Source organism: Vibrio hepatarius, assembly GCF_018860525.1.
GTDB lineage: Bacteria > Pseudomonadota > Gammaproteobacteria > Enterobacterales > Vibrionaceae > Vibrio > Vibrio hepatarius_B.
In genome coordinates, this window is the sequence record NZ_JAHKPM010000046.1 from 1 (window position 1) to 20,745 (window position 20,745).

At 39.9% G+C, this 20,745-nt stretch carries 16 protein-coding genes; 12 read left to right on the forward strand and 4 right to left on the reverse strand.

The genetic code is table 11. The features are described from left to right. The first annotated feature begins 305 nt into the window (after positions 1-305). From KO511_RS13720 to KO511_RS13740, 5 genes are all read left to right on the forward strand, one after another. A complete protein-coding gene (locus KO511_RS13720; RefSeq protein WP_215987983.1) occupies positions 306-926 on the forward strand; it encodes a hypothetical protein in 621 nt (206 codons plus the stop codon). A gap of 247 nt (positions 927-1,173) precedes the next feature. Further along, positions 1,174-2,538 (forward strand): CyaA/EF/ExoY family adenylyl cyclase toxin, encoded by a 1,365-nt coding sequence (locus tag KO511_RS13725; protein ID WP_215987984.1) that lies wholly within the window; start codon positions 1,174-1,176, stop codon positions 2,536-2,538. A gap of 117 nt (positions 2,539-2,655) precedes the next feature. After that, a complete protein-coding gene (locus KO511_RS13730) occupies positions 2,656-3,321 on the forward strand; it encodes a transporter substrate-binding domain-containing protein (RefSeq protein WP_215987985.1) in 666 nt (221 codons plus the stop codon). 111 nt (positions 3,322-3,432) lie between these two features. Further along, entirely contained in the window at positions 3,433-4,095 is a 663-nt protein-coding gene (locus tag KO511_RS13735) for a transporter substrate-binding domain-containing protein (protein WP_215987986.1), read from the forward strand. An 86-nt stretch (positions 4,096-4,181) separates the two neighbouring features. Continuing rightward, entirely contained in the window at positions 4,182-4,877 is a 696-nt protein-coding gene (locus KO511_RS13740; protein ID WP_215987987.1) for a substrate-binding periplasmic protein, read from the forward strand. A 67-nt stretch (positions 4,878-4,944) separates the two neighbouring features. On the opposite strand, the gene KO511_RS13745 is transcribed toward KO511_RS13740, so the two are convergent. After that, a complete protein-coding gene (locus KO511_RS13745) occupies positions 4,945-6,549 on the reverse strand; it encodes an ABC-F family ATP-binding cassette domain-containing protein (RefSeq protein ID WP_215987988.1) in 1,605 nt (534 codons plus the stop codon). A gap of 358 nt (positions 6,550-6,907) precedes the next feature. Between KO511_RS13745 and KO511_RS13750 the strand changes: the two genes are divergently transcribed. Further along, entirely contained in the window at positions 6,908-9,118 is a 2,211-nt protein-coding gene (locus KO511_RS13750; protein ID WP_215987989.1) for an EAL domain-containing protein, read from the forward strand. Between the two features lie 20 nt (positions 9,119-9,138). Next, positions 9,139-11,325 (forward strand): sensor histidine kinase, encoded by a 2,187-nt coding sequence (locus tag KO511_RS13755; RefSeq protein WP_252724373.1) that lies wholly within the window; start codon positions 9,139-9,141, stop codon positions 11,323-11,325. A 67-nt stretch (positions 11,326-11,392) separates the two neighbouring features. On the opposite strand, the gene KO511_RS13760 is transcribed toward KO511_RS13755, so the two are convergent. Then, a complete protein-coding gene (locus tag KO511_RS13760; protein WP_215987990.1) occupies positions 11,393-13,033 on the reverse strand; it encodes an alanine/glycine:cation symporter family protein in 1,641 nt (546 codons plus the stop codon). Between the two features lie 130 nt (positions 13,034-13,163). Here KO511_RS13760 and KO511_RS13765 point away from each other — a divergent pair, with 130 nt between their 5' ends. Next, positions 13,164-14,657 (forward strand): PLP-dependent aminotransferase family protein, encoded by a 1,494-nt coding sequence (locus KO511_RS13765; RefSeq protein WP_289847792.1) that lies wholly within the window; start codon positions 13,164-13,166, stop codon positions 14,655-14,657. On the opposite strand, the gene KO511_RS13770 is transcribed toward KO511_RS13765, so the two are convergent. Continuing rightward, entirely contained in the window at positions 14,635-16,026 is a 1,392-nt protein-coding gene (locus KO511_RS13770) for an aminotransferase family protein (protein ID WP_215987992.1), read from the reverse strand. The genes KO511_RS13765 and KO511_RS13770 overlap by 23 nt on opposite strands. A gap of 263 nt (positions 16,027-16,289) precedes the next feature. Between KO511_RS13770 and KO511_RS13775 the strand changes: the two genes are divergently transcribed. From KO511_RS13775 to KO511_RS13790, 4 genes are all read left to right on the forward strand, one after another. Further along, positions 16,290-17,045: a sulfite exporter TauE/SafE family protein gene (locus KO511_RS13775; RefSeq protein ID WP_215987993.1), complete on the forward strand. Its 756-nt coding sequence runs from the start codon at positions 16,290-16,292 to the stop codon at positions 17,043-17,045. A 16-nt stretch (positions 17,046-17,061) separates the two neighbouring features. After that, entirely contained in the window at positions 17,062-18,432 is a 1,371-nt protein-coding gene (gene safD, locus KO511_RS13780) for a sulfoacetaldehyde dehydrogenase SafD (protein ID WP_215987994.1), read from the forward strand. 201 nt (positions 18,433-18,633) lie between these two features. Beyond that, positions 18,634-19,005 carry a polysaccharide biosynthesis C-terminal domain-containing protein gene (locus KO511_RS13785; RefSeq protein WP_215987995.1) on the forward strand — a complete coding sequence of 124 codons (372 nt, stop codon included), beginning with the start codon at positions 18,634-18,636 and terminating at the stop codon, positions 19,003-19,005. 219 nt (positions 19,006-19,224) lie between these two features. Continuing rightward, positions 19,225-19,884, forward strand: coding sequence for a hypothetical protein (locus KO511_RS13790; RefSeq protein WP_252724374.1), 660 nt, complete (start codon positions 19,225-19,227; stop codon positions 19,882-19,884). A gap of 68 nt (positions 19,885-19,952) precedes the next feature. Here the strand turns inward: KO511_RS13790 and KO511_RS13795 are convergent, their stop codons facing one another. Further along, complete coding sequence (locus tag KO511_RS13795; protein ID WP_252724378.1) at positions 19,953-20,615, reverse strand: DUF4360 domain-containing protein; 663 nt, start codon at positions 20,613-20,615, stop codon at positions 19,953-19,955. Positions 20,616-20,745 lie beyond the last annotated feature (130 nt).

The following is a 20,745-nucleotide window of genomic DNA, read 5'->3' on the forward strand; positions in this document are numbered from 1 at the left end:
ATATTATTGTTTTTAATTAAACGTTTATATTTAACTTATATTAAATCCCATATTATACTTTTTAAATATAGCCTGTTAAATTATTAATACATGCTCCCTGGTTTATATAGGTTTTTAATTTAAATTAGGATGGTATTTCCATCTGTTAATACTCTATATCAGGCATGAAAACGTTGCTATTAGTTCCTTTTTAGGGTTATTTGACATCTAAATATGAGATTTAAGAGAAGGTTAAACAGCATTCTCATGCTAAGCAGGTTAAGTTTTCTTTTACCTGTTTAATTAACTATAAACAAGGAAACAAGATGAAAAAAACGTTATTAACAATAGTATTATCCGCTAGTGCTTTCTCCGTGTTTGCTCAAGATAGTAACACTAATGGCAGTCTCTTTGTCCAAGAAAAGTGGATTAACTTACAAACCAATGATACAGATTTAACCAAAGTGCAAGCCGCTTGTCAGGCTCATGGCAGTAATTATCATGTACCAACTTGGTCACAGGTCAATGCATTTAAACGTGAATTCAATAATGCCAATCAAGAAAGGCTTCGTGAGAAAGATTCAACCAAATATGATCAGCTACGACAATTTTTATTTGATACATTATTAGCTGAGCAAGTTGGCTATAGCCATCAGAGAAAATTCGCTACCCCATACTTTTTAGTTAACAATTTCAACACACCACATGAAATGAATATTGAGCTCAACCGGAGTCGAGCGAAAGTTAATTATGCTTCTTTAGACCCTGAACCTGCGGTGAATCCTTTTACATTCGAGCCTGATAGTTCTGAAGATTCACTCAATAATGCACTCAATGCGTTTCTTGTTGAATTGGGCCGCAATAAGTGGGAAGAAGATCAGAGGGAATTGGAAAAGAACCGCAATAAAAATTCTGTGTTAAATATGTGTGTACGCATTGATGCTTAATAGATGATTTAAAATCTATTAGGCAAGTATTAAGGCTATTGGTGCAGGTTATGTACTGATAGCCTTGATATAAGTGAATCTGTAAGTTTATATATCATTACTAATGTCTATTAGATAATTATTTTCTGTTTAAGAATCATGGCAGCTGGTACCTTTTTATGATCCGTCAGTCTACTCCTTACTTTTCTGTACTTAGCCTCTTGACTGGTTGACGCTTTAATGTTTAATAAATATCATGAAAGTGAATATGATCATTGGAAATGATAATTTGCCGATATTTATTGCTCCTACTGGCCTACCGCGCTGTACCACACATATGACGAATGACGACTTAAAAGACTCTCAGCCATTTCAGGTTAAGACGGTATCTAATAAGACTAATCAGCTATCTTCACCGCATCCTCTAATGGAAAAGCCAAATAGAGATCCATCTAAACCTCTGATCAAGGCTTGTGGTTCTTTCTCGTCGATCGAGACTGGCGCAGCCATTTTAGATCAGTTGGTCAACAAAGTAGCAAGTAAAACAGGTATAGTTAAACGGCATTTTATCCCCATCCAAGCAGTTGCCCGAAAGACTCAGCAGATCATCGCTTTTCGTCCCGTCGACCCTATGTCAACAGGACTTATTGAAGAGGGTTATCCAACCAAAGGATTTGCAATCAAAGGAAAATCTTCCAATCATGGCCCTCAAGCGGGGCTTATTTGTGTCGATCAGAGGTTTAGTAAGCTTCATATTACGTTACGAGATGACGATGATATGCGTCGAAATCAGATCATTAAATATAATGAGAGCGTAGAAGAATGTTTAGAAAGCGGAGACGCTGTTTCTGTGAGTTTGACTCTTTCTCAAAAACGTTTTGATTGGTTAGAAAATAACAGAGTGTTCAAAGTTGAACAAGAGAATAATGAGAGTGGTGTTTTCACATTAATCTCTGAAGGCCTAAACTATAAGGCAGAGAAAAAGGGTGACTATTTTGAGGTTTCTTATAAAGGTGAGCCTCTTAAAGTGCTTGCCGATCCTGTAACCAGACAGCCACTGACTGCCGATTATGATCTTATGTTTATTGCGCCAAAAGCAGAAAATCTTGATTTGGCAAAAGACGACAATTTACCCGTTAAGCGGGTGCATTTTTCTGATGTATCTACAATGTACAAAGCTAGGTTTAAAGAGAAAGAGGGTGAAGACTTTACTCCCAAACAGTTTTTTGCCAAAGAGGACGAAACTAAAGGGAGTTTTGGCCAAGCAATTGGAAATGCGACGCCCAGAATAGCTAAGATGATCGATATGCTCAATGCGGCAACTGTTGGCAAAAAAGGTAATCCTGTTGTCCATCACAGCACGGACTCAGCCAACCCATATACAGATACGAATTCTAACTACCCAATTACTGTATTTATGCCTAAAGGGTTTGCAGGTTACGACTCTATCCACATAATAGAAAGTGCCGAAGAGTTTGCTGAGTTTGTAAAGCAGGCAAAAACTCATGGTTTTGCAGTACCAAATAATCCGAAATGGGAGCGTAAGGTCTCTCAAGCGAGAAGCTCAAGCTTTGAACAGGCATCGCAAGCTATCAGTCAACTTTTACAAACCCGTAAAAAAAGTAGCACCTAAGAGCTTCTTATACTGATCAAATGACCTATTATTTCTAAGCCAAACGACCCCGCCATAACGACTTTAATCTTAGTTCCAGCTATAGTAATGAAATAGCAAGATGCTGTGAGAGATAAAATGAAAATATGGCTTTTAGGGTTACTTTCTACCTTGATGATTATGCCTGGTATTGCCTTGGCTCAAAAAGATAATTTAGTTAAAGTTGCGATTGGTGATATTTATAAAGGGTCACCGCTGGAAGCGGATCTCAAAAACATATATCAAGCTGCTGGTATTGAAGCTGACTTTACATATTTACCTAATGAGCGAGCTATTCAATCGGTTATATCTGGCCAATATGATGCTCTTGGTCTTCGTATCGATACGTTAGATAAAGAAGAAAGTCTCATTAGAGTCAATGTGCCTTTGCAAGCGATGAGCGTTCATTTACTCTCTGTGAATGGAGATTTTTACCAAAGCTTAGATAACGTAAGCGATAAAACCTTAGTCTCTATTTTAGGAGCTCGTTATTCAGATATGGCTAAGAGCTACAAAAAGCTTCATCTTGTCCAATCGGAACAACAGGCGGCGTTAATGCTCACTAAAAAGCGAGCAGATGTGTGGTTAGCTGCCTATTGGAGTTACCTTAACATAAAGGACGAATTTCCAGATATCAAAGTGGCCAGCCCCTCTATCCACAAACAATACTTATACCATTATCTGAATGTCTCAAAATCGCATCTTATCGAGCCACTTGAAGTATCTGCTAATGCTTTTAACCAGGCCAGATCATTTGATAAATAAAAATTATTGTATCAGCAGTTAAATGTGTTGAACTAGATAGTTGGCAGTCTGATATCTTTTGATCTAACGCAACCTATAGTGTTAGAAAGACAAATTTTTCTGGAGTAGTGGATGAAAATACCGTTCCTAAGGTTATTGTTTACCGCGTTATTGTTCTCAAGTGCTGTGTTGGCAAATACAGGAGATTCGGTCAAAGTCGCGATGGGAGATATATACAAAGGTTCCACACTAGAACGTGATTTGAGAATTATATACAAAGCTGCAGATATTGACGTTGAGTTTATATATTTACCTACTGAGAGAGCAATCCAAGCTGCGGCATCAGGTCAATATGATGCGCTTGATCTTCGTATTGATACATTAGATGAAGAAGAAACGCTTGTTAAAGTTGACGTACCAATCGTTGTGATTGATGTCTATTTACTCTCTATTAATGATGACTTTTACCCGAGTTTAGATGACGTTAAGGGCAAAACCTTGGTCTCTATCTTAGGAGCCCGTTACTCGGATATTGCAAAAGTTTATAGGAAGCGTCATCTGGTAAAATCAGAAAAACAAGCGGCCTTAATGCTTACTTCTGGAAGAGCGGATCTATGGTTAGCACCCCACAGAACTTATCTAAAAGCAAAAGAAGAATTTCCTAATATTAAGATCGCGAGTCCGTCAGTATACAAACAATACTTATATCATTATGTTCATGATTCAAAGTCACATCTTGTCGAGCGGCTTGAAATGTCGGTAAAAGCATTTAACCAAACGAGATCGGTCAATTAAGATTAACGGTATACTAAAGCTTTCCATATGAGCAGAATTTGGTCAGTAGCTATACTTGCTATTATCAGTTTTGACCTATGGATATAATGATGAAAGTCTTAGTTGTTTTATTTGTCATTAATGCATTGTTTCCAATAAATAATGCCTTTGCTCAAGACATAGAGGTTATCAATATTGCGATTGGAGAGAGCTATAAAGGGGAGAGTAAAACGACAAAGTATGGCATGACGGTGGAAGATGTCATTACTGCTGTGTACAAGGGGGCGGGCATTCCTTATACAGTGACTTACCTACCTGACGAAAGAGCAATCCAATCGATAATAACGGGTCAATATGATGCTTTAGACTTACGAATTGGCCAGCTAGATAATGAAGCGGGCTTGGTAAAGGTGAATGTTCCGCTAGAGCAAATCAAAGTACACTTATTTGCCAAAGATGGAAGTTATTACCAAACACTAAATGATGCCAAAGATAAGATAATCGTGACTATGCATGGCACCAAGTATATTGAAGTTCTTAAGGATTATAGACGTTTACATCGGGTGTATTCTGTTGACCAAGCCGCTCTTATGCTCATGGCCGGTAGGGCTGACGTCTGGCTAGCTCCTTTGCAAAGTTATGCGTTTCTTTCAAAGCAATATCCTGACATCAAAATTGCCAGCCCCCCGGTAGACACGGAAGATTTATATCATTATATTCGTTTGACCAAATCACACCTCTTGCAGCCACTAGAAGACTCAGCAAGAGAGTTCATCCAACTTCATTCAGCGGAATCAAATTGATATTCTCTGAATAAAAACGGATGAATCTAATTTAATGTAAGAGAAGTTCGAGTTCTTTATGTATCCTTTAATCGATATGTTCGCTTATCTTCAGACCACAATGGCCCATACGATAACGTTGCTTTATGCCAGAATCATAGACAAAGTCATTATCATGGCTGACTAATAAAAAACCGCCCTGATAATGACGTAATGCGTCGGCTAACATTGTTTTTGAATCTACATCGAGATGGTTGTCGGGTTCATCTAATAATAGGAAAGGGTGATTAGTTTGATGACTGACAATCAACATGCTCAGTTTCATCTTTTCGCCGCCACTTAATACCTTTGAGCTTTTAAATACATTGTCGCCTCGAAAGCCAATCCCAGCTAATAGTGTACGTGCTTCACATTGGTTAATCCCTTCAACTTGCGAACATAAATTATCTAAAACTGATAATGTTTGGTTAATGTTATTTAAGTGTTGATCTAAATAATAAAAGCCACCGCTCGTGTTTATCTCTCCCTCAGAGAGAGGAACCTCACCTAATAGTGTTTTTAGTAAAGTGGATTTACCACAACCATTACATCCTTGGAGGTAGACTTTATCCCCATGAAAAAGTTGTAGGGTTAACTTTGCAGTGTTACCAAATGCGAGTTTACCGTCTAGAAATAAAATCCTAGTTTTCAAAGTTTCAGAGTATTTGATTACATTGAATCTCTGGTTTTTCCATTTATCTTGTTTGGCGGAGATTTGTAGTTCTTGACTTCGAAACTGTTCTTTTCTGAGTTGCGTTAATTTGCTGCGGTTTGATGCACTATTTTCTGCCTTTTCTTTCATACCATTAAGTAGCATTTTGGCTTGGCTGCCACTTTTACGTAACTTATTGCTTTTGGATGCCCTTTGTTGTGCTTTCTCAACGTTTCGTTGAGCTTGGGCAGTAAGGTGTTTTTTTTGTCGGTCAATGTTAGTTAGCTGTCTCTCAATAGCTTTTTGCTCACATTGCTTCTTTTCTTCAAAGAAATGGTAGTTACCTCCAAATACTTGTAAACCAGTATTTGATAGTTCCCATATTTCGTCCACTTCGCTGAGCAGTTTTTTGTCATGACTAATGAGTAGGATGGCGCCTGGAAATCTTTGCATGGAATCGATAAGCCATTGTTTAGACTGTTTGTCTAAATGATTTGATGGCTCATCTAAGATAAGAAATGCATTATTTTGTTCAAATAGTTTCCACAGCATTAGGCGGTTGAGTTGACCTCCGCTAAGCTCACTGCAAAGGAAATTAGGGTCGGGTGGAAGCCCAAGTTCAATTAATTGTTGATTAAGCTGTAACTCTAGCTCCCAGTTCGGCCCAATTAAATCAAACCATTTTTGCAAGCAACTACCCATTTCAACATGTTTGAGTGCTTCTAAAACGTGCTGTTTATCTAAGTACTGGGCGATGGATATACCACCATTTGACTTGATTGATGGCTGCTGGTGGTACATCGAACAATTCGAAGGTGCTATTAGGGTACCACTTGATGGTGCCATTTTTTTTGACAGAATTGATGCGAGAATTGATTTTCCAATACCATTACGTCCAACAAGACCAACTCTGTGTTTGTCCATAGTGCATGAAATGTTTTTAAACAGATTGTCGCCATTGGCGAATGTATAACTAATATTGTGAGCGTGAAAAATGGCCATAAATTGCCTCCTGTAAAACAGGAAAAGCATGCATAGCGACATATTTTAAGCACCTATCGTAGACTCGTTTTATCCGTTGGAAAGATAAAATTGCTGTCACAGACAAGTAAGAAGCAAAGAAAAGTATATACGTGAGCTACGCCTACTAATTCCTGTAAATCCAATAGTTAAATGAAATGGATAACAGGCTTAGTTGTTCATTGGCGTGGCTCTTTTTTTGGAATGATGCCGTAATTGTACCCATCTATTGGATTTGAGGTCAATAGTTTGAGTTATACATAGTTGGCTTGGTTACGCAACTATGCTGAACTACGACTAAACTCATATTTCAGATCACTGCGATTTATATGAGGGAGAAATGGGCAAGCAATGCAATGATTCTGATGAGTTACTGCCTATTATCGAAGATGTGTCTGAAGCGGATGTTGACACTACACAGACTCGATATTGGAGAGTGCTGATCGTTGATGATGATGAAGAAGTTCATCATGCGACAGAGCTAGCTTTAAAGGATCTCATTGTCGAAGACCGTCCCCTTGAGTTACTTCACGCTTACTCTGCCAAACATGCGAAATCTATTCTCTGTGATGAAGCTGATATCGGGGTGATTTTACTCGATGTGGTCATGGAAACTGAGCATGCTGGTCTAGAGCTCGTTGAAATGATTCGTGATGAGTTAGACATGCATGCTTTGCGGATAATATTGCGGACTGGGCAGCCAGGCTATGCTCCTGAAATGGAAACCATCCAGCGTTACGATATTAACGATTACCGAACCAAACCAGAGCTGACTCGCATCCGGCTCTTTACTATTTTAACTAGTTCCATCAGAGCCTATAACCAAATACGCAGCCAGCAAATCATGCGTCAAGGGCTTGAAAAGGTAGTTAAGGCGAGCACGGAATTGGCCCATTTACACGGAATGCAAATGTTTGCTGAAGGTGCCGTTAAGCAAATTAGTGCGATTATGCAGATAGAGCCTGATGGTTTGATTTGTGCGCAAGAAACTCAGGACGATAAGGTTGTAGGGCCGATCATTATTGCTGCATCAGGTCGATACAGTAATTTTGTACAAACTTCGTTGGACACACTTGATTCTGAGCATATCAGAAAGTCAATCATACAGTGTTTAGAGACCAAAACGAGCCTGTTAGAGCAAGGTTTAACCTTATACTTTTCCACTGAACGTGGTCGAGGTGTTGCAGCTTACGTTGACGTTAGAAGACCGCTGGAGAACATCGACAAGCACTTACTTGAAGTCTTTTGCGCTAACCTATCGGTTGGCTTTGATAATGTCATTTTGTATAACCGTTTGGAGGAGCAGGCGTTTAAAGATCCGCTGCTTGATATCGCTAACCTAAACAGTTTGCGAAGGTATCATTACACTGGAGTTTCTCGCGATGACTTTGCCCGTTTGGCGCTTATCGATATTGATGATTTTTCATCGTTTAACGATAGTTTTGGTCATTCTGCGGGTGACGGCCTTTTAGTCAGAGTTTCAATACGTTTACAGAAACATTTCCCTTATTGCTTTTTAGCTCGTGTTGGCAGTGATGTTTTTGCTTTACTTGGTTCGCATAGAGATATTATCAGCGACCGAATTATGTCACTGTTTGAATCTAGTTTCACTGTTGACGAGCAGCCTTTCAAGATCACCGCAAGTATTGGTATTGTTGACATGATGGATCAAGACTTTGATCCGTCAGTGCATTACAAAGATGCCCAAGTCGCACTAAAACAAGCCAAGTTGTACAGCAGAGGTGGTGCGGTGAGTTTTTCTGCTGATATGGGACAAGATGCTCGCGATAGAATGCATTTACTCGCCGAGCTAAAGCAGGCGCTTAACGACAATGCTTTGTTTATGACTTATCAGCCCAAATACAAATTAGCAACATTAGAGCTTTCAGGTGTTGAAGCTTTATTACGTTGGCGAAATAAAGAAGGGGTGCTTGTTCCACCAGACCAATTTATTCCATTAGCAGAGCAATCAGGTTTGATGGTTAGTATTGGAGCTTTTGTTCTCGAACATTGTTGTTTGCAATTTCAAATGCTTAAGCAAGCTGGTCACACACAACTCACCATGGCGATTAATGTTTCCCCAACTCAAATAGAAGGACCGGGGTTTGTCCAGCAATTACGGCAGACGATGAAGCGTTATAATATCGAGCCTGAGACGGTCGAGTTAGAAGTCACAGAAACGGTTGTAGCAAAAAACATTTCTGAGCTTTGTAAGGTATTGAATAAAGTTCGTCAGTTAGGATGTAAGATAGCTATTGATGATTTTGGTACGGGTTTTTCTTCGTTGAGTGTATTGCACACTTTACCTGCTACTCGCTTGAAAATTGATCGCGCTTTTGTGGAGGGAATGTTACAGGATGACAGTATTGCTAAAATGATAGTGAATCTTGGGCAAACTTTGGGCATGGAGATCACTGCAGAAGGTATTGAAAATAAATCACAGCTTGAGAGGCTAAAAGGTTTTGGCTGTGAAGAGGGACAAGGTTGGCTATTTTCTAAAGCAATGATTATGGAAGAGCTACTCAATTTTGCTCGCCAAGTAGAAAAGTAGAATAACCATTGGATAAAGACATGAAGGATCTGGCCCCAAATAATGATCAAATGAGTGCTGATGGATTAATTCGTCGTCATAAATACATGCTTTATGGAGTTCTGGTCTTAATACTATTCCTCACATTAGGTAATGCACTCTATTTGAGTAAAGAAGTTCGCATTCAGGAAATCGATAAGTTGGAACATAAAGCGCTTGAAATTATGGTTGCGCTTAATAAGACGCTTTCGGTTTCTTTTGACCATGTCGATAAAATGCAAAATGGTATTCAAAGTGCATATCAGTATCCAGCACTTATTCCAAGTCAGTCTGCACTCAGTTTCCTTGAGCAAAGTACTAGAGGGTCAGTAAAAAATGCTCCTTGGGAAAACCTGCCTTTAAAAATGAGAAAAGAACTTGGCCAACTGTACGTTCGAACCAATATTCGTGACTATTCTTTTGATTTACGTGCACTTTTAATGATTGTTCCTGAAATCGTTTCGACACACTCTCAACATAAAGATTTTCAGTGGAGCTATTATTATGATGGTGAACAAGCTCTTACTTACCTATACCCTTGGTTGAGTTATAGAGATCTTATCGCAGCCACTGAAACTGAAAATATGGACCAGGCGATAGATGTTATCTACCAAGCAGGTGGAACGTTCCCGCTCGATCTGGTTCATCCGGACGAAAACCCAGAGAGAGCGAATGTATGGACGACGCCCTATATGGATGCTGGTGGCAAGGGAATGATGGTGTCATTATTAGCGCCAGTATACGTTCAAGAACGATTTATTGGAGCGGTCGGTACAGACATCACTCTTAAATTATTAGATACCATCTTGACTAAGCAGCCGATTAGTATTGCTCGTTTGGTGGTTATAGATGAACAAGGGTTGGTCATTGCTGATAGTGGCGGTTCATTACTTAGTTCGACGGAAGTAGTGACGCAAGAGGGAGTCTTGAAATTAGTGTCTGAAGGTGAGGCGCATCAAGTGAGGCATGGTTACCTCCACAATAGAGACAAAGGGTATTGGAGCTCTTACCTCTTGCCTAATACACCGTGGAGACTGGTGCTTGAAATCAGTGAGGATGAATTGAGTGGTCATATCTTTGAGGTTGTCAGTCCTCATTTGATTATGGCTACCATCTTTACGGCGCTATTGCTATTTGTGGTTTTGTATCAACATTGGCATTTTAGCCAGCCAGCAATGCGTTTAGCACAGTTTGTAGAAGGTTTACCTGATAACCATAATTTATCCATACCTAGGATTCCGGAGCGTTGGCATTACTGGTTTGAACGTGCAGCGACTACGGAGAATGATCGTCGTGAATATTTGCAAAAGACTAAGCAGCAAACCATTGAGCTTGAACATAGAGTTGATGAGCGTACCGAAGAACTCCAGAAAGCCCTTGAAGTTTTGAAAGCGACTCAAGAGGAGTTGGTAAGGTCAGAAAAACTCTCTGGTCTTGGATCCTTGGTGGCTGGTATTGCTCACGAACTTAATACACCTATTGGTAATGCTATTGTGGTGGCCAGTAGCTTAAAAGAGTTCAATCATATATTTATCCAATCAACCAAGGAGGGAATTAGGCGTTCGGCTCTTGACACCTATATTGAACAAAGCGGCCAATCAGCAGACAGCATCGAACGCAACTTGAAACGTGCTGCCGAGCTTATTTCAAGCTTTAAGCAAGTGGCCGTCGATCAATCCAGTTACCAACGTCGCAGATTTGAATTAGACGAAGTCCTTCATGAATTAAGAATTACCATGTCTCCAAGTTTATCTCGAAGCCAAATTATATTAAGTGAAGAATGCCCTCAAGAGATTAATATGGATAGCTATCCTGGGCCGCTTACACAAATCTTGATGAACCTATTGTCAAACGCTTTGGTTCATGCATTTACAGACCATGATCATCGAATAATTGAAATTAAAGGTCAGAAAATTGAAGAAAATGCGGTTATTACTGTGACGGACAATGGCCAAGGTATTGCACCTGAGCATATTGGCAAAGTCTTCGATCCATTTTTCACTACACGGTTAGGGCAAGGTGGCTCAGGGCTGGGCTTGAATATTGTTTACAACTTGGTGACTGACTTGTTGGGCGGAGATATCAAGGTCACTAGTGAGTTGGGGCAAGGGTGCTGCTTTATCTTGACTTTACCGCTGGCGGCACCAGAAAAGCATGACCCTGAGGTGACGAATGAGAATTTGGTTTAGATGGAGTAGGTTTACTTCTTCTGATATGAAAGAGAAAGGCCTATTGTTCAAATAGGCCTTAGCTTGTTTAAGTTTGTTCGGATCGATACTGCGAACGACTGGTCAGGCGAATCCATAGTCTTTTGTAGGTTGGATAAGTTCCGAGGTTCTCGTTTAGATGTCGGTAGTTGACAATCTCACCGAGTTTAATTCGGTTTAGGTAATCTTCTACTTCACGCTTGACTAATGGTGCGAACAAATACAGGCCAAGTACGTTTGGTACAGCAATTAAGAATACCAATGCATCAGAGAACTGAAGTACAGCATCAAGATGGATCATACTTCCAAGAGCGACAAAGCTACAAAACATTAGCTTAAATAAAAGCTTCGTAGACGTTTTTTCACCAAATAGATAGGTCCAACCTTTTAGTCCATAGTAAGACCAAGCAATAGTGGTTGAAAAAGCGAACAACAAGGCAGCAATGGCAAGTGGGTAGGGAGCCCAGTGAATATGATGAGCAAATACGGCTGAGGTAAGCTCAATACCTACAAGATCGCCGTGGATTAACCCTGTTGGATAAGCTGTTGAGATGACAACCAGTGCACTCAAAGTACAGATAAAAACAGTATCAATTAACGGTTCAAATAATGAGACTAACCCTTCTGAAGCTGGCTCATCAGTTTGTACTGCTGAATGGGCAATAGACGATGAACCTATACCAGCTTCATTGGAGAATACTGCTCTTTGGAAACCGACAATGAGTGCTCCAACCGCACCGCCTGTGGCACTTTCCAAGGAAAAAGCGCTGGAGAATATGAGAGCAATAGCGTCAGGTAAGTGCTCCACACTCATGGTGAGAATAACACAAGCTGAAACCACATATAGGATTGCCATAATCGGGACAAGCTTAGCGGTTACTTTCGCAATTGAGCTGATACCTCCAAGGATAACCAAAGCCACTAAAACAGCCATGATAACTCCAAATAGCCACCCTTTGTCGGCAAAGAAACTTTGGCTTTCGCCAGTGACAACCAGCAATTGCGCATAAGCTTGATTTGATTGGAACATGTTACCAATTCCCAAACATCCTATTACCAATGCAAGAGCATAAAATCCACCTAAACATTTACCCAAGGTCGGATAATTTCGGCTTTTTAAGTAATGCTCAAGGTAATACATTGGGCCACCTGAAATACTTCCATCAGGATTTACTTTACGATATTTGACCCCTAGGGTGCATTCGACGAGCTTGGTAGACATACTTAGAAAACCAGCCAAAATGAGCCAAAATGTTGCGCCTGGTCCGCCGATAGTAATCGCAACGGCGACGCCACCAATATTACCTATCCCCACAGTACCAGAAATAGCCGTTGCTACAGCTTGAAAGTGGGAAATTTCACCTTCTGCTTTTGGGTTAGTATAGTCTCCACGTATTAACCGAAATGCAGTCCCTAGACCTCTTAAATTGACAAAATTTAGATAGAAGGTAAAAAAGACAGCGGCCAAACTTAGCCAGAGAACAATGATGGGTACGGAATAGCTAAATATGCTGATTTTGTAAAAAACAATCGAAGAAAGTTGTTCAGCAATAGGGGAAATAAAGGAATTAACGTGCTGGTCGAAATTAGGAGTCTGCTCGGAATTAGTTGCAAAAGATGGAAAAGAAAAGAGAGACAATATTATCCAGAATAGTGCCCGAAGGCCGTGATTGGGTGGATGTACGTGCATAGCTTAAAATCCTAGCGTTACTGAACGGCATAAGAATACATCATAGATAAAAGGTCGGATTACTATTAGAGCCAGAAGTATGTTAAAAATGGTGCCAATAAATTAACAAGTTGTTGATAATTATAACAAAATGAAGCATCTATTTTACATTAAGTTTGGCAAGGGTTCCAGTCTACAAACCCAGATTAAAAATATGATAACTACCAGTATTCTCGATGGTCATATTACGTCTGGTGAAGCTTTGCCTTCGTGCCGAGAGTTGGCGAAAGCCCTTGCAGTTTCACGAAATACCGTTGTTCTTGCTTATGAAAAATTAATTGAGGAAGGTTACGTAATTGCGATAGAGAGAAGGGGTTTTTTTGTTCACCATACCTATGGTGAAAATTCAGTAGCAACACACTCTGCTTTACCATCAAATGCGAATGATGTTGATTGGTCGAGTAAATTTCGTTTAGTGCCTTCTGCGCAGGGACTTATGCATAAACCTGATATCTGGAGGCAATGCGAATATCCATTTATCTATGGGCAACCCGATCCGCAGTTTTTTCCTGTAAGAGAGTGGCGAGAATGTACTCAGCGAGCGACACAAAGTTTGCAAGCTAAAGAGTGGTTGCAAGACCGCGTGGATGAGGACGATCCTTTGCTCATCGATCAACTAAGGACCCGAATTCTTGCTCGTCGTGGGGTGCGCTGTAATAAGAATGAGATTTTACTGACAGTAGGAACGCAACATTCCCTTTATTTATTGAGCCAACTTCTCGGCGGGCAGGGGGTTCGTCTAGGCATAGAAAATCCAGGATACCCTGATGTTCGCCATATATTTGAGCTTAACCAAACGGAACTTCAAGAATTGGATATAGATAAAGAAGGTTTGGTTATAGATAAGGCAATTGATAGCTGTGATTATATCTTTGTCACGCCCAGCCATCAGTCACCATCAACGGTGACATTACCATTGGAACGGCGACTTAGTTTATTACAAAAAGCAGCGGATAATGATCTGGTGCTGATTGAAGATGACTATGAATGCGAGCTTAATTTTTATTCTACCCCTACCCCTGCTTTGAAAAGCCTAGATAATGATGGTAGGGTAATTTATGTAGGCAGTTTGTCAAAAACACTAGCCCCTGGATTAAGAGTTGGCTATTTAGTTGGTTCAGAGTCACTTATTCGGGAAGCTCGTGCGCTTAGGCGTTTAATGATGCGTCATACCCCAGCTAACAACCAGAGGACTTTGGCGCTTTTCCTTGCTGGTGGATACCACGATACATTGGTCCACAGGCTGAGGGTACGATATTCTGAGCGTTATGAAGTGCTAAAAAGCGCTTTACAGGAATTTTTGCCTCAGGTTTCTATTGCTCCTTCAGTTGGAGGAAGTGCTATGTGGCTCAAAGGACCAAAAGGATTAGACTGTGTTTACTTGCAACAAGAAGCGATTAAACTAGGTGTTTATATTGAGACAGGAACACAGCATTTCCATAATCTTTCCCACAGAGACTACGAATCAAATCGTTTTTTTCGTTTAGGTTTTTCATTGATAAAGACGGACCGCATACGCGATGGGGTCCGTCTTTTAGCTCAAGCGGTGGAGAGGGCGTTAATTATGACGACAACGCTGGCATAAAGAGGCTCTCTTCGACCTCAGTTAGCGCTTTATCAATGCTTTGTGCGATGAGGTCGATTTCGTATTGTTGAGTGACTAAAGCAGGGCTTAAACACAGTGTATTATTGAGTGTTTGGAACGAACGATTTGTTCTACCAATAATCACCCCCTGTTTTAGGCAACTTACCGCTACAGCGGTACTGATGCTTTCATCGACGGGCTGTTTTGTGTCTCTATCTTGGACCAGCTCTATACCAACAAATAGGCCTTTACCACGTACGTCGCCAATAATTTGATGTTTTTTCTTCAACTCCAGCATTTTTTCTTTTAAGTATTCACCTTGAATATACGCGTTGTCGATTAAGTTTTCTTTCTCAATTATTTCTAGGTTAGCAAGGGCAGCAACAGGGCCTGCTGTACATCCACCGAAGGTAGAAATATCGCGGAAATAATCCATGCGGTTAGTGGTATCTTCATCATGGATCATTTGGTAGACCTGTTCAGTGGTTACTGTACATGAGATAGCCGCGTAACCTGACGCCACACCCTTAGCCATAGTTACGATATCAGGTTGAATATCATAGTGTTGATAGCCAAACCATTTACCAGTACGCCCTAAACCACATACGACTTCATCGATATGAAGTAGGACGTTGTACTTACGACATATTTCTTGGACTCGTTGCCAGTATCCTGCTGGTGGCTCAATAACGCCCCCTCCAGCGGTAATAGGTTCGAGACAAATAGCACCAATAGTCTCTGGCCCTTCACGAAGTATTACTTGCTCGATCTCATTAGCTGCTTTGAGACCATAATCTTCAACATCTCCCCATTGTGAGCGATATTCACAGCAGTGAGGTACGCTGACGAACCCAGGTACAAACGGGCCATATTGATCGCGCCTCTCTTCTTGCCCTGTTGCGCTCAGGCAAGCGATAGTTGTACCATGGTAATCGCGCTCTCGGTAAAGTATTTTATGTTTTTTACCACCGTATTTTTTAGCGGCGATTTGTCTTACCAACTTAAACGCTTTTTCGTTAGCTTCAGAGCCTGAATTAGAATAGTAAACACGGCTGAGTCCCGGCATTTTCTCAAGGAGTTTTTCAGCAAATAACGTAGCGGGAATATTACCTGCGGTTTGTGCAAAGTAATTCATTTTGACCAATTGATCGCGCACCGCATTGGCGATCTCTTCACGACCGTAGCCAACGTTAACAGACCAAACGCCACCCGAAACTGCATCTAGATACTGTTTGCCATGAATATCCCAGACATACATACCTTGACCTTTTTCGATCATCATAGGCGTTGCTTGGTGAGGTTTCATGTGGTGCCAGACGTGTTCAGTATTACTGTTAATCAGTGATTGGATATCTATGTCTTTCATCATCAGCCTCTTAAGGTTATCACTTTCGTTATTGCTAAACTTTGGTGGTTGATAAAATTATTATTCATGTTTATTCATCACACCGCAGCGAAAGTTGTATATTGTGGTCAAGTTTACTGACCGATAGTGTGTGATGAATAGAGCCAGATATAGGCATATTTTAAGTCCAGCCCTGGTACCAAAAAAAACATCTACTGGCTCTACGTTCGTTCTCTTATGTCACATAGAGTTACCTTTCTGTTAATGGCTAGGCAGCTAAAGAAGTTATGGACATTATTTCTTTATCAACCACAACGCTAATTCTTGCTACCTTAGTGGTAGTGATTGCTTCGGTGTTATCCAGTTTGACTGGCAGTGCTGGTGGGATCTTGATGTTCTCAGGTATGAGCGTATTCATCCCAGTTAGGCCTTTGATTGCTATTCATGCTTCAATTCAAATTGTCGGTAATGGGATTAGAGCTTGGCTACTTCGGGGTGAAATCTCAGCCAAAATGTGTGTGCCGTTTTGTGCTGGGGCTTTGTTTGGAGCAGCACTCACTACGCGACTTCTTGTCGAATTAGTGAGTGATTTATTTGCTCTATATCTTTTGTTAGCACTGATTGCATACACTTTATTCAAACCTCAAAAATTGCCAATGTTAAAAATTAAGGACAAGCATTTTTTTTGGGTTGGCTTAGCTGCTGGTAGTTTAGGAATTATAGCGGGTGCGGTTGATCCTTTACTCACGGCATTTTTTATGCGTGATGATTTGTCCAAAGAGAGTATTGTTGCCAACAAATCTGTGATGCAACTATTTGTACATTTGACAAAAATCCCCGCATTTCTTTACCTAGGATTTTCATTTTTTGATAATGCGGGACTTATTGTAATTTTTGCTTTGGCTGCCTTTTTGGCGACAAAGCTGGGAGTGTATCTACTAAAGAAAGTAAATACCGCCTTATTTTTGAGATTGATGTGGTGGGCGCTTTTTGTGTCTGGTGGACAGCTCACTTACCAAATTATCTCCATACACCTTAACTAGAACATAGGAAAGACTTATGACATTGGCTTATCAGGTAAAAAACCCCTACACCCAAGAAAGCATTGGTCAATTTCACTTTAGTACAAAAGATGATATTGAAAACTGTCTGACCATCCTTCGTAAAGGACGTAAAACGCAGTCAAATCTAAGAGCTTTTCAACGTTCGGACATACTGCGTAAACTTGCTGGATTATTAGAGAGTAATGCTGAATCTTTAGCAAAAATAATCACGCAAGAAACGGGGAAAACTATTGCAGATAGTCGAGTAGAGCTGACACGCGCTATTAATACCGCTATAGCCTGTAGTGAAGAAGCAAGGCAAATTCAAGGTGAAGTGTTAGATTCTGACGCGTATGCGCCTGCTAGAGGTAGAACAGGTGTTGTTCGTTATACTCCAATTGGAACGGTACTGTGTATCACACCTTTTAATTTCCCTATTAACATAGCCATGCACAAAATTGGTCCTGCTTTTGCTGCCGGTAATCGCATTATTTTAAAGCCAGCCCCAATTAACCAAGGTTCGGCAGCTAAGCTGGTGGAACTATGTTATGAAGCAGGTATTCCGAAAGAGGTGTTGCAGCTTGTGGTGCCGGATATTGATGAAATGGCTGGGCTAGTTAGTCACCCAGAGATCAATGCAATTAACTTTACTGGAGGTCACCCTGCAGCTGAAGCTATTGCCGCTCACGCGGGCTATAAGAAGATGTTGTTTGAATTAGGAGGCAGTGATCCTTTAATCGTTATGCCAGATGCTGATCTTGCTGCTGCGGTGAATGCTGCCATTCAACAGCGCTTCGCTACGGCAGGGCAACGCTGTACTGCGGCTAAACGTTTGTTTGTTCATAAAGATGTTTACGGTGAGTTTCGCGATTTGCTTGTCAAAGCCAGTAGTGAACTTGTCGTAGGAGATCCTAGCAAAGAAGAGACGTTTGTTGGCCCATTGGTTAATGAACAGTCTGCTATCCAAATTCAGGCAGTAATCGATCAGAGTATAGAAATGGGAGCAAAAGTGCTTCTTGGTGGTCATAGAGAAGGTAATGTTGTTTATCCAACTATATTAGAAACTGTGCCTGATGATAGCCCTGTAATGAGTGAAGAAGTTTTTGGCCCTGTTATTCCATTACGATCGTTCGATGGCATAGATGAAATTATTCCAGTGATAAATAGTAGTGATTATGGACTTCAGGCTGGAGTTTTTACTCACGATATGAGAACAATAGATAGGCTATTCGATGAACTGGATGTTGGAACACTAGCGACTAATGATGGACCAGGATTTAGAGCAGAACATTTTCCATTTGGAGGTGTGAAGCATAGTGGAATCGGACGAGAAGGTATTAAATACGCAATAAGAGAAATGTCCGTTACCAAAACCTTAGTTCTTTAAAGTCCCTTCTCCCCCAATGGCGCGGTAAAAATTTTTCAGCCGCGCCATTTTTACAGCATTGCCCCTAATGCTTGGTCGCCTTCCTCCTCTTCTATTATATTTTTAAATATCAATAAGTTATATTTTGATACAAACAATAATTTAGATATAATCTTTGTTTATTAAAGATCTTTATATAGAGTATAAAAATTAGGAGGAGCTATGATTACAGTCAAGCCATTTAATGTTATAAGCAATGATGAGCGAGGAGAAACAAAGTCTTTTAAAGTAAAAGACTATGGGGAGTTTATTTATATTACAAGGAAAAAAGGCTCATTATGTGGTAATACTTACCATAAGGGACAGAATGAGGGTACTAGATTAAAGACTTTCGTATTATTACAAGGGGAAGTGACAGTTCATTATCGTCATATTAACTCTGAAAAGTCAGAAAGCCTTAAAGTAATCGCTCCATCTGTAATTGAAATAGAGCCTTTGATTGTTCATAACATGCATGTGGAAAACGATATTGTAATCCTAGAAAATAATTCCATCAATGATATTCAAGAAGATGTTATTAGGGAAACTGTTTAGTTTTTTATTTTAATTACTGATAGAATATCAAATAAAATCAAACATAAATGCTATTACAATAAATGGAATTTATTAGTAAGTATAATAAATTCCATTTATTGCATCTATCGATTTAATTAAATAATGTATTTTCGTCTTGTATCACAAAAATAAATATGACCTCTATTGTGTATTAATTTTGTGGGGTAATTTGTCCGCGATTTATAAGAGGAAATAATAATGATGAAAACAAGAATAGCAACCGTTTGCTTTTTTACTTGCTTAGCTGCCAATGTACAAGCGGAAACCCCACAAGTTGTCACAGATACTTCTCCAGAAGGTGTTTTCAGTAAATTTGAATCGGAGAATCAGATTCGTGAGAGTATGGAGGAAAATGGATATACCCAACATCGTTGTGGTGTTGAATCCATTCGACAAAGTGCGCCTGTTCAGCAACAAATAGATATACCGCATAGCCAGTTCCAATGTTTTTATTCAAAACCGGGGCTTCTACCTACAGATGAGTCAGAGCTTGCTTATTGGCATTTAAACATTCTTTATAGCCATGACACTGGCTTATACAAGTCAGGTAATGAGTATACTGACTATTATCAAGTGAATGTTTACACTCACAAGCCAGCATATCTATTCGATGCCGGTCCACACTACTATAAACAGAGAGCACGTATACAATCACAGGGAATGACTGTTGGTGAATGTAACTTGCAGCAAATTTACTATTTCATGAAACCACAAGAAGCTACATATCTGTCTCATGTTGCGACTTGTCCAGTATATGGTTCTGAAGGTGAAGTCTCAGGAAATATTCAGATAGATATAAACTACACTTCGGCCAACATGGGGTATAGCGAAAGACAAGTGACTTTTAATTCTCTTTAATAAATACGCCTGAGACATTACAAAAAAGTGGGGGTTAGCCCCCACGATTGTTTATGTATTATAATAGGTTAGATTCTTTCACCTGAAGGGCTAACGTCACCACATTTTTTAAACATTAGGCCATAGCTGTGAGTGAGCTTTCCATCTATTGTATCTAATGTAATTAAGCCACTGTTTTGACGTGCATTACGATTATCAACTTTGACTTCAGACTTTATAACAACAGGCTCCGTTGCATTACAAGAAGACCAAACTAAGCTTTGTAATCCAATACGGTCACTGATCTGGTAGTTGTCTGAAATAGGCCCAGTAAACGCCGAACTTAACCTTGCTTCCTGACGTTCACCTGCAAAGAAGTAAGTAGAAGTTTGTTGTGCCATAACATGTTCATCAAGATCAGCATACCCTCTGTAGTTTACATCCGCTAGGGTGAATGCATAACCATTAGGAATACCTAATACTGCAGTAATTTGACAGTTTTTGCGATTTTCTCGTCTTGAAATGTCGGGTCCTGCTTCGGCAATATATTCGTCAAAACCAAGAACAAAGGACTTACCATCAGGTGCAATAGTTGAAGATACGGTACCAAAAGGGCAACCACTACCTGAACTCTGTAAGCTTTGAATAGTAACTTGAGAAGGATCTAATTGGGCAAGTTCAACTTCTGCCAAAACATTGGTGGCCAATAATGTGCTGGATGCAGCTAGTAATGTAAGAATAGACAACTTCATTTTCAATTTAAACTCCATTTTATTGATAGTGTTAATTTTAAAAATCACTTTAATTCAATGACTTATACTGGAGTTGGTAGACTAGTTGAAAATTATATAAAAATCTTATTCCTTAAGTTAAAACATTTGT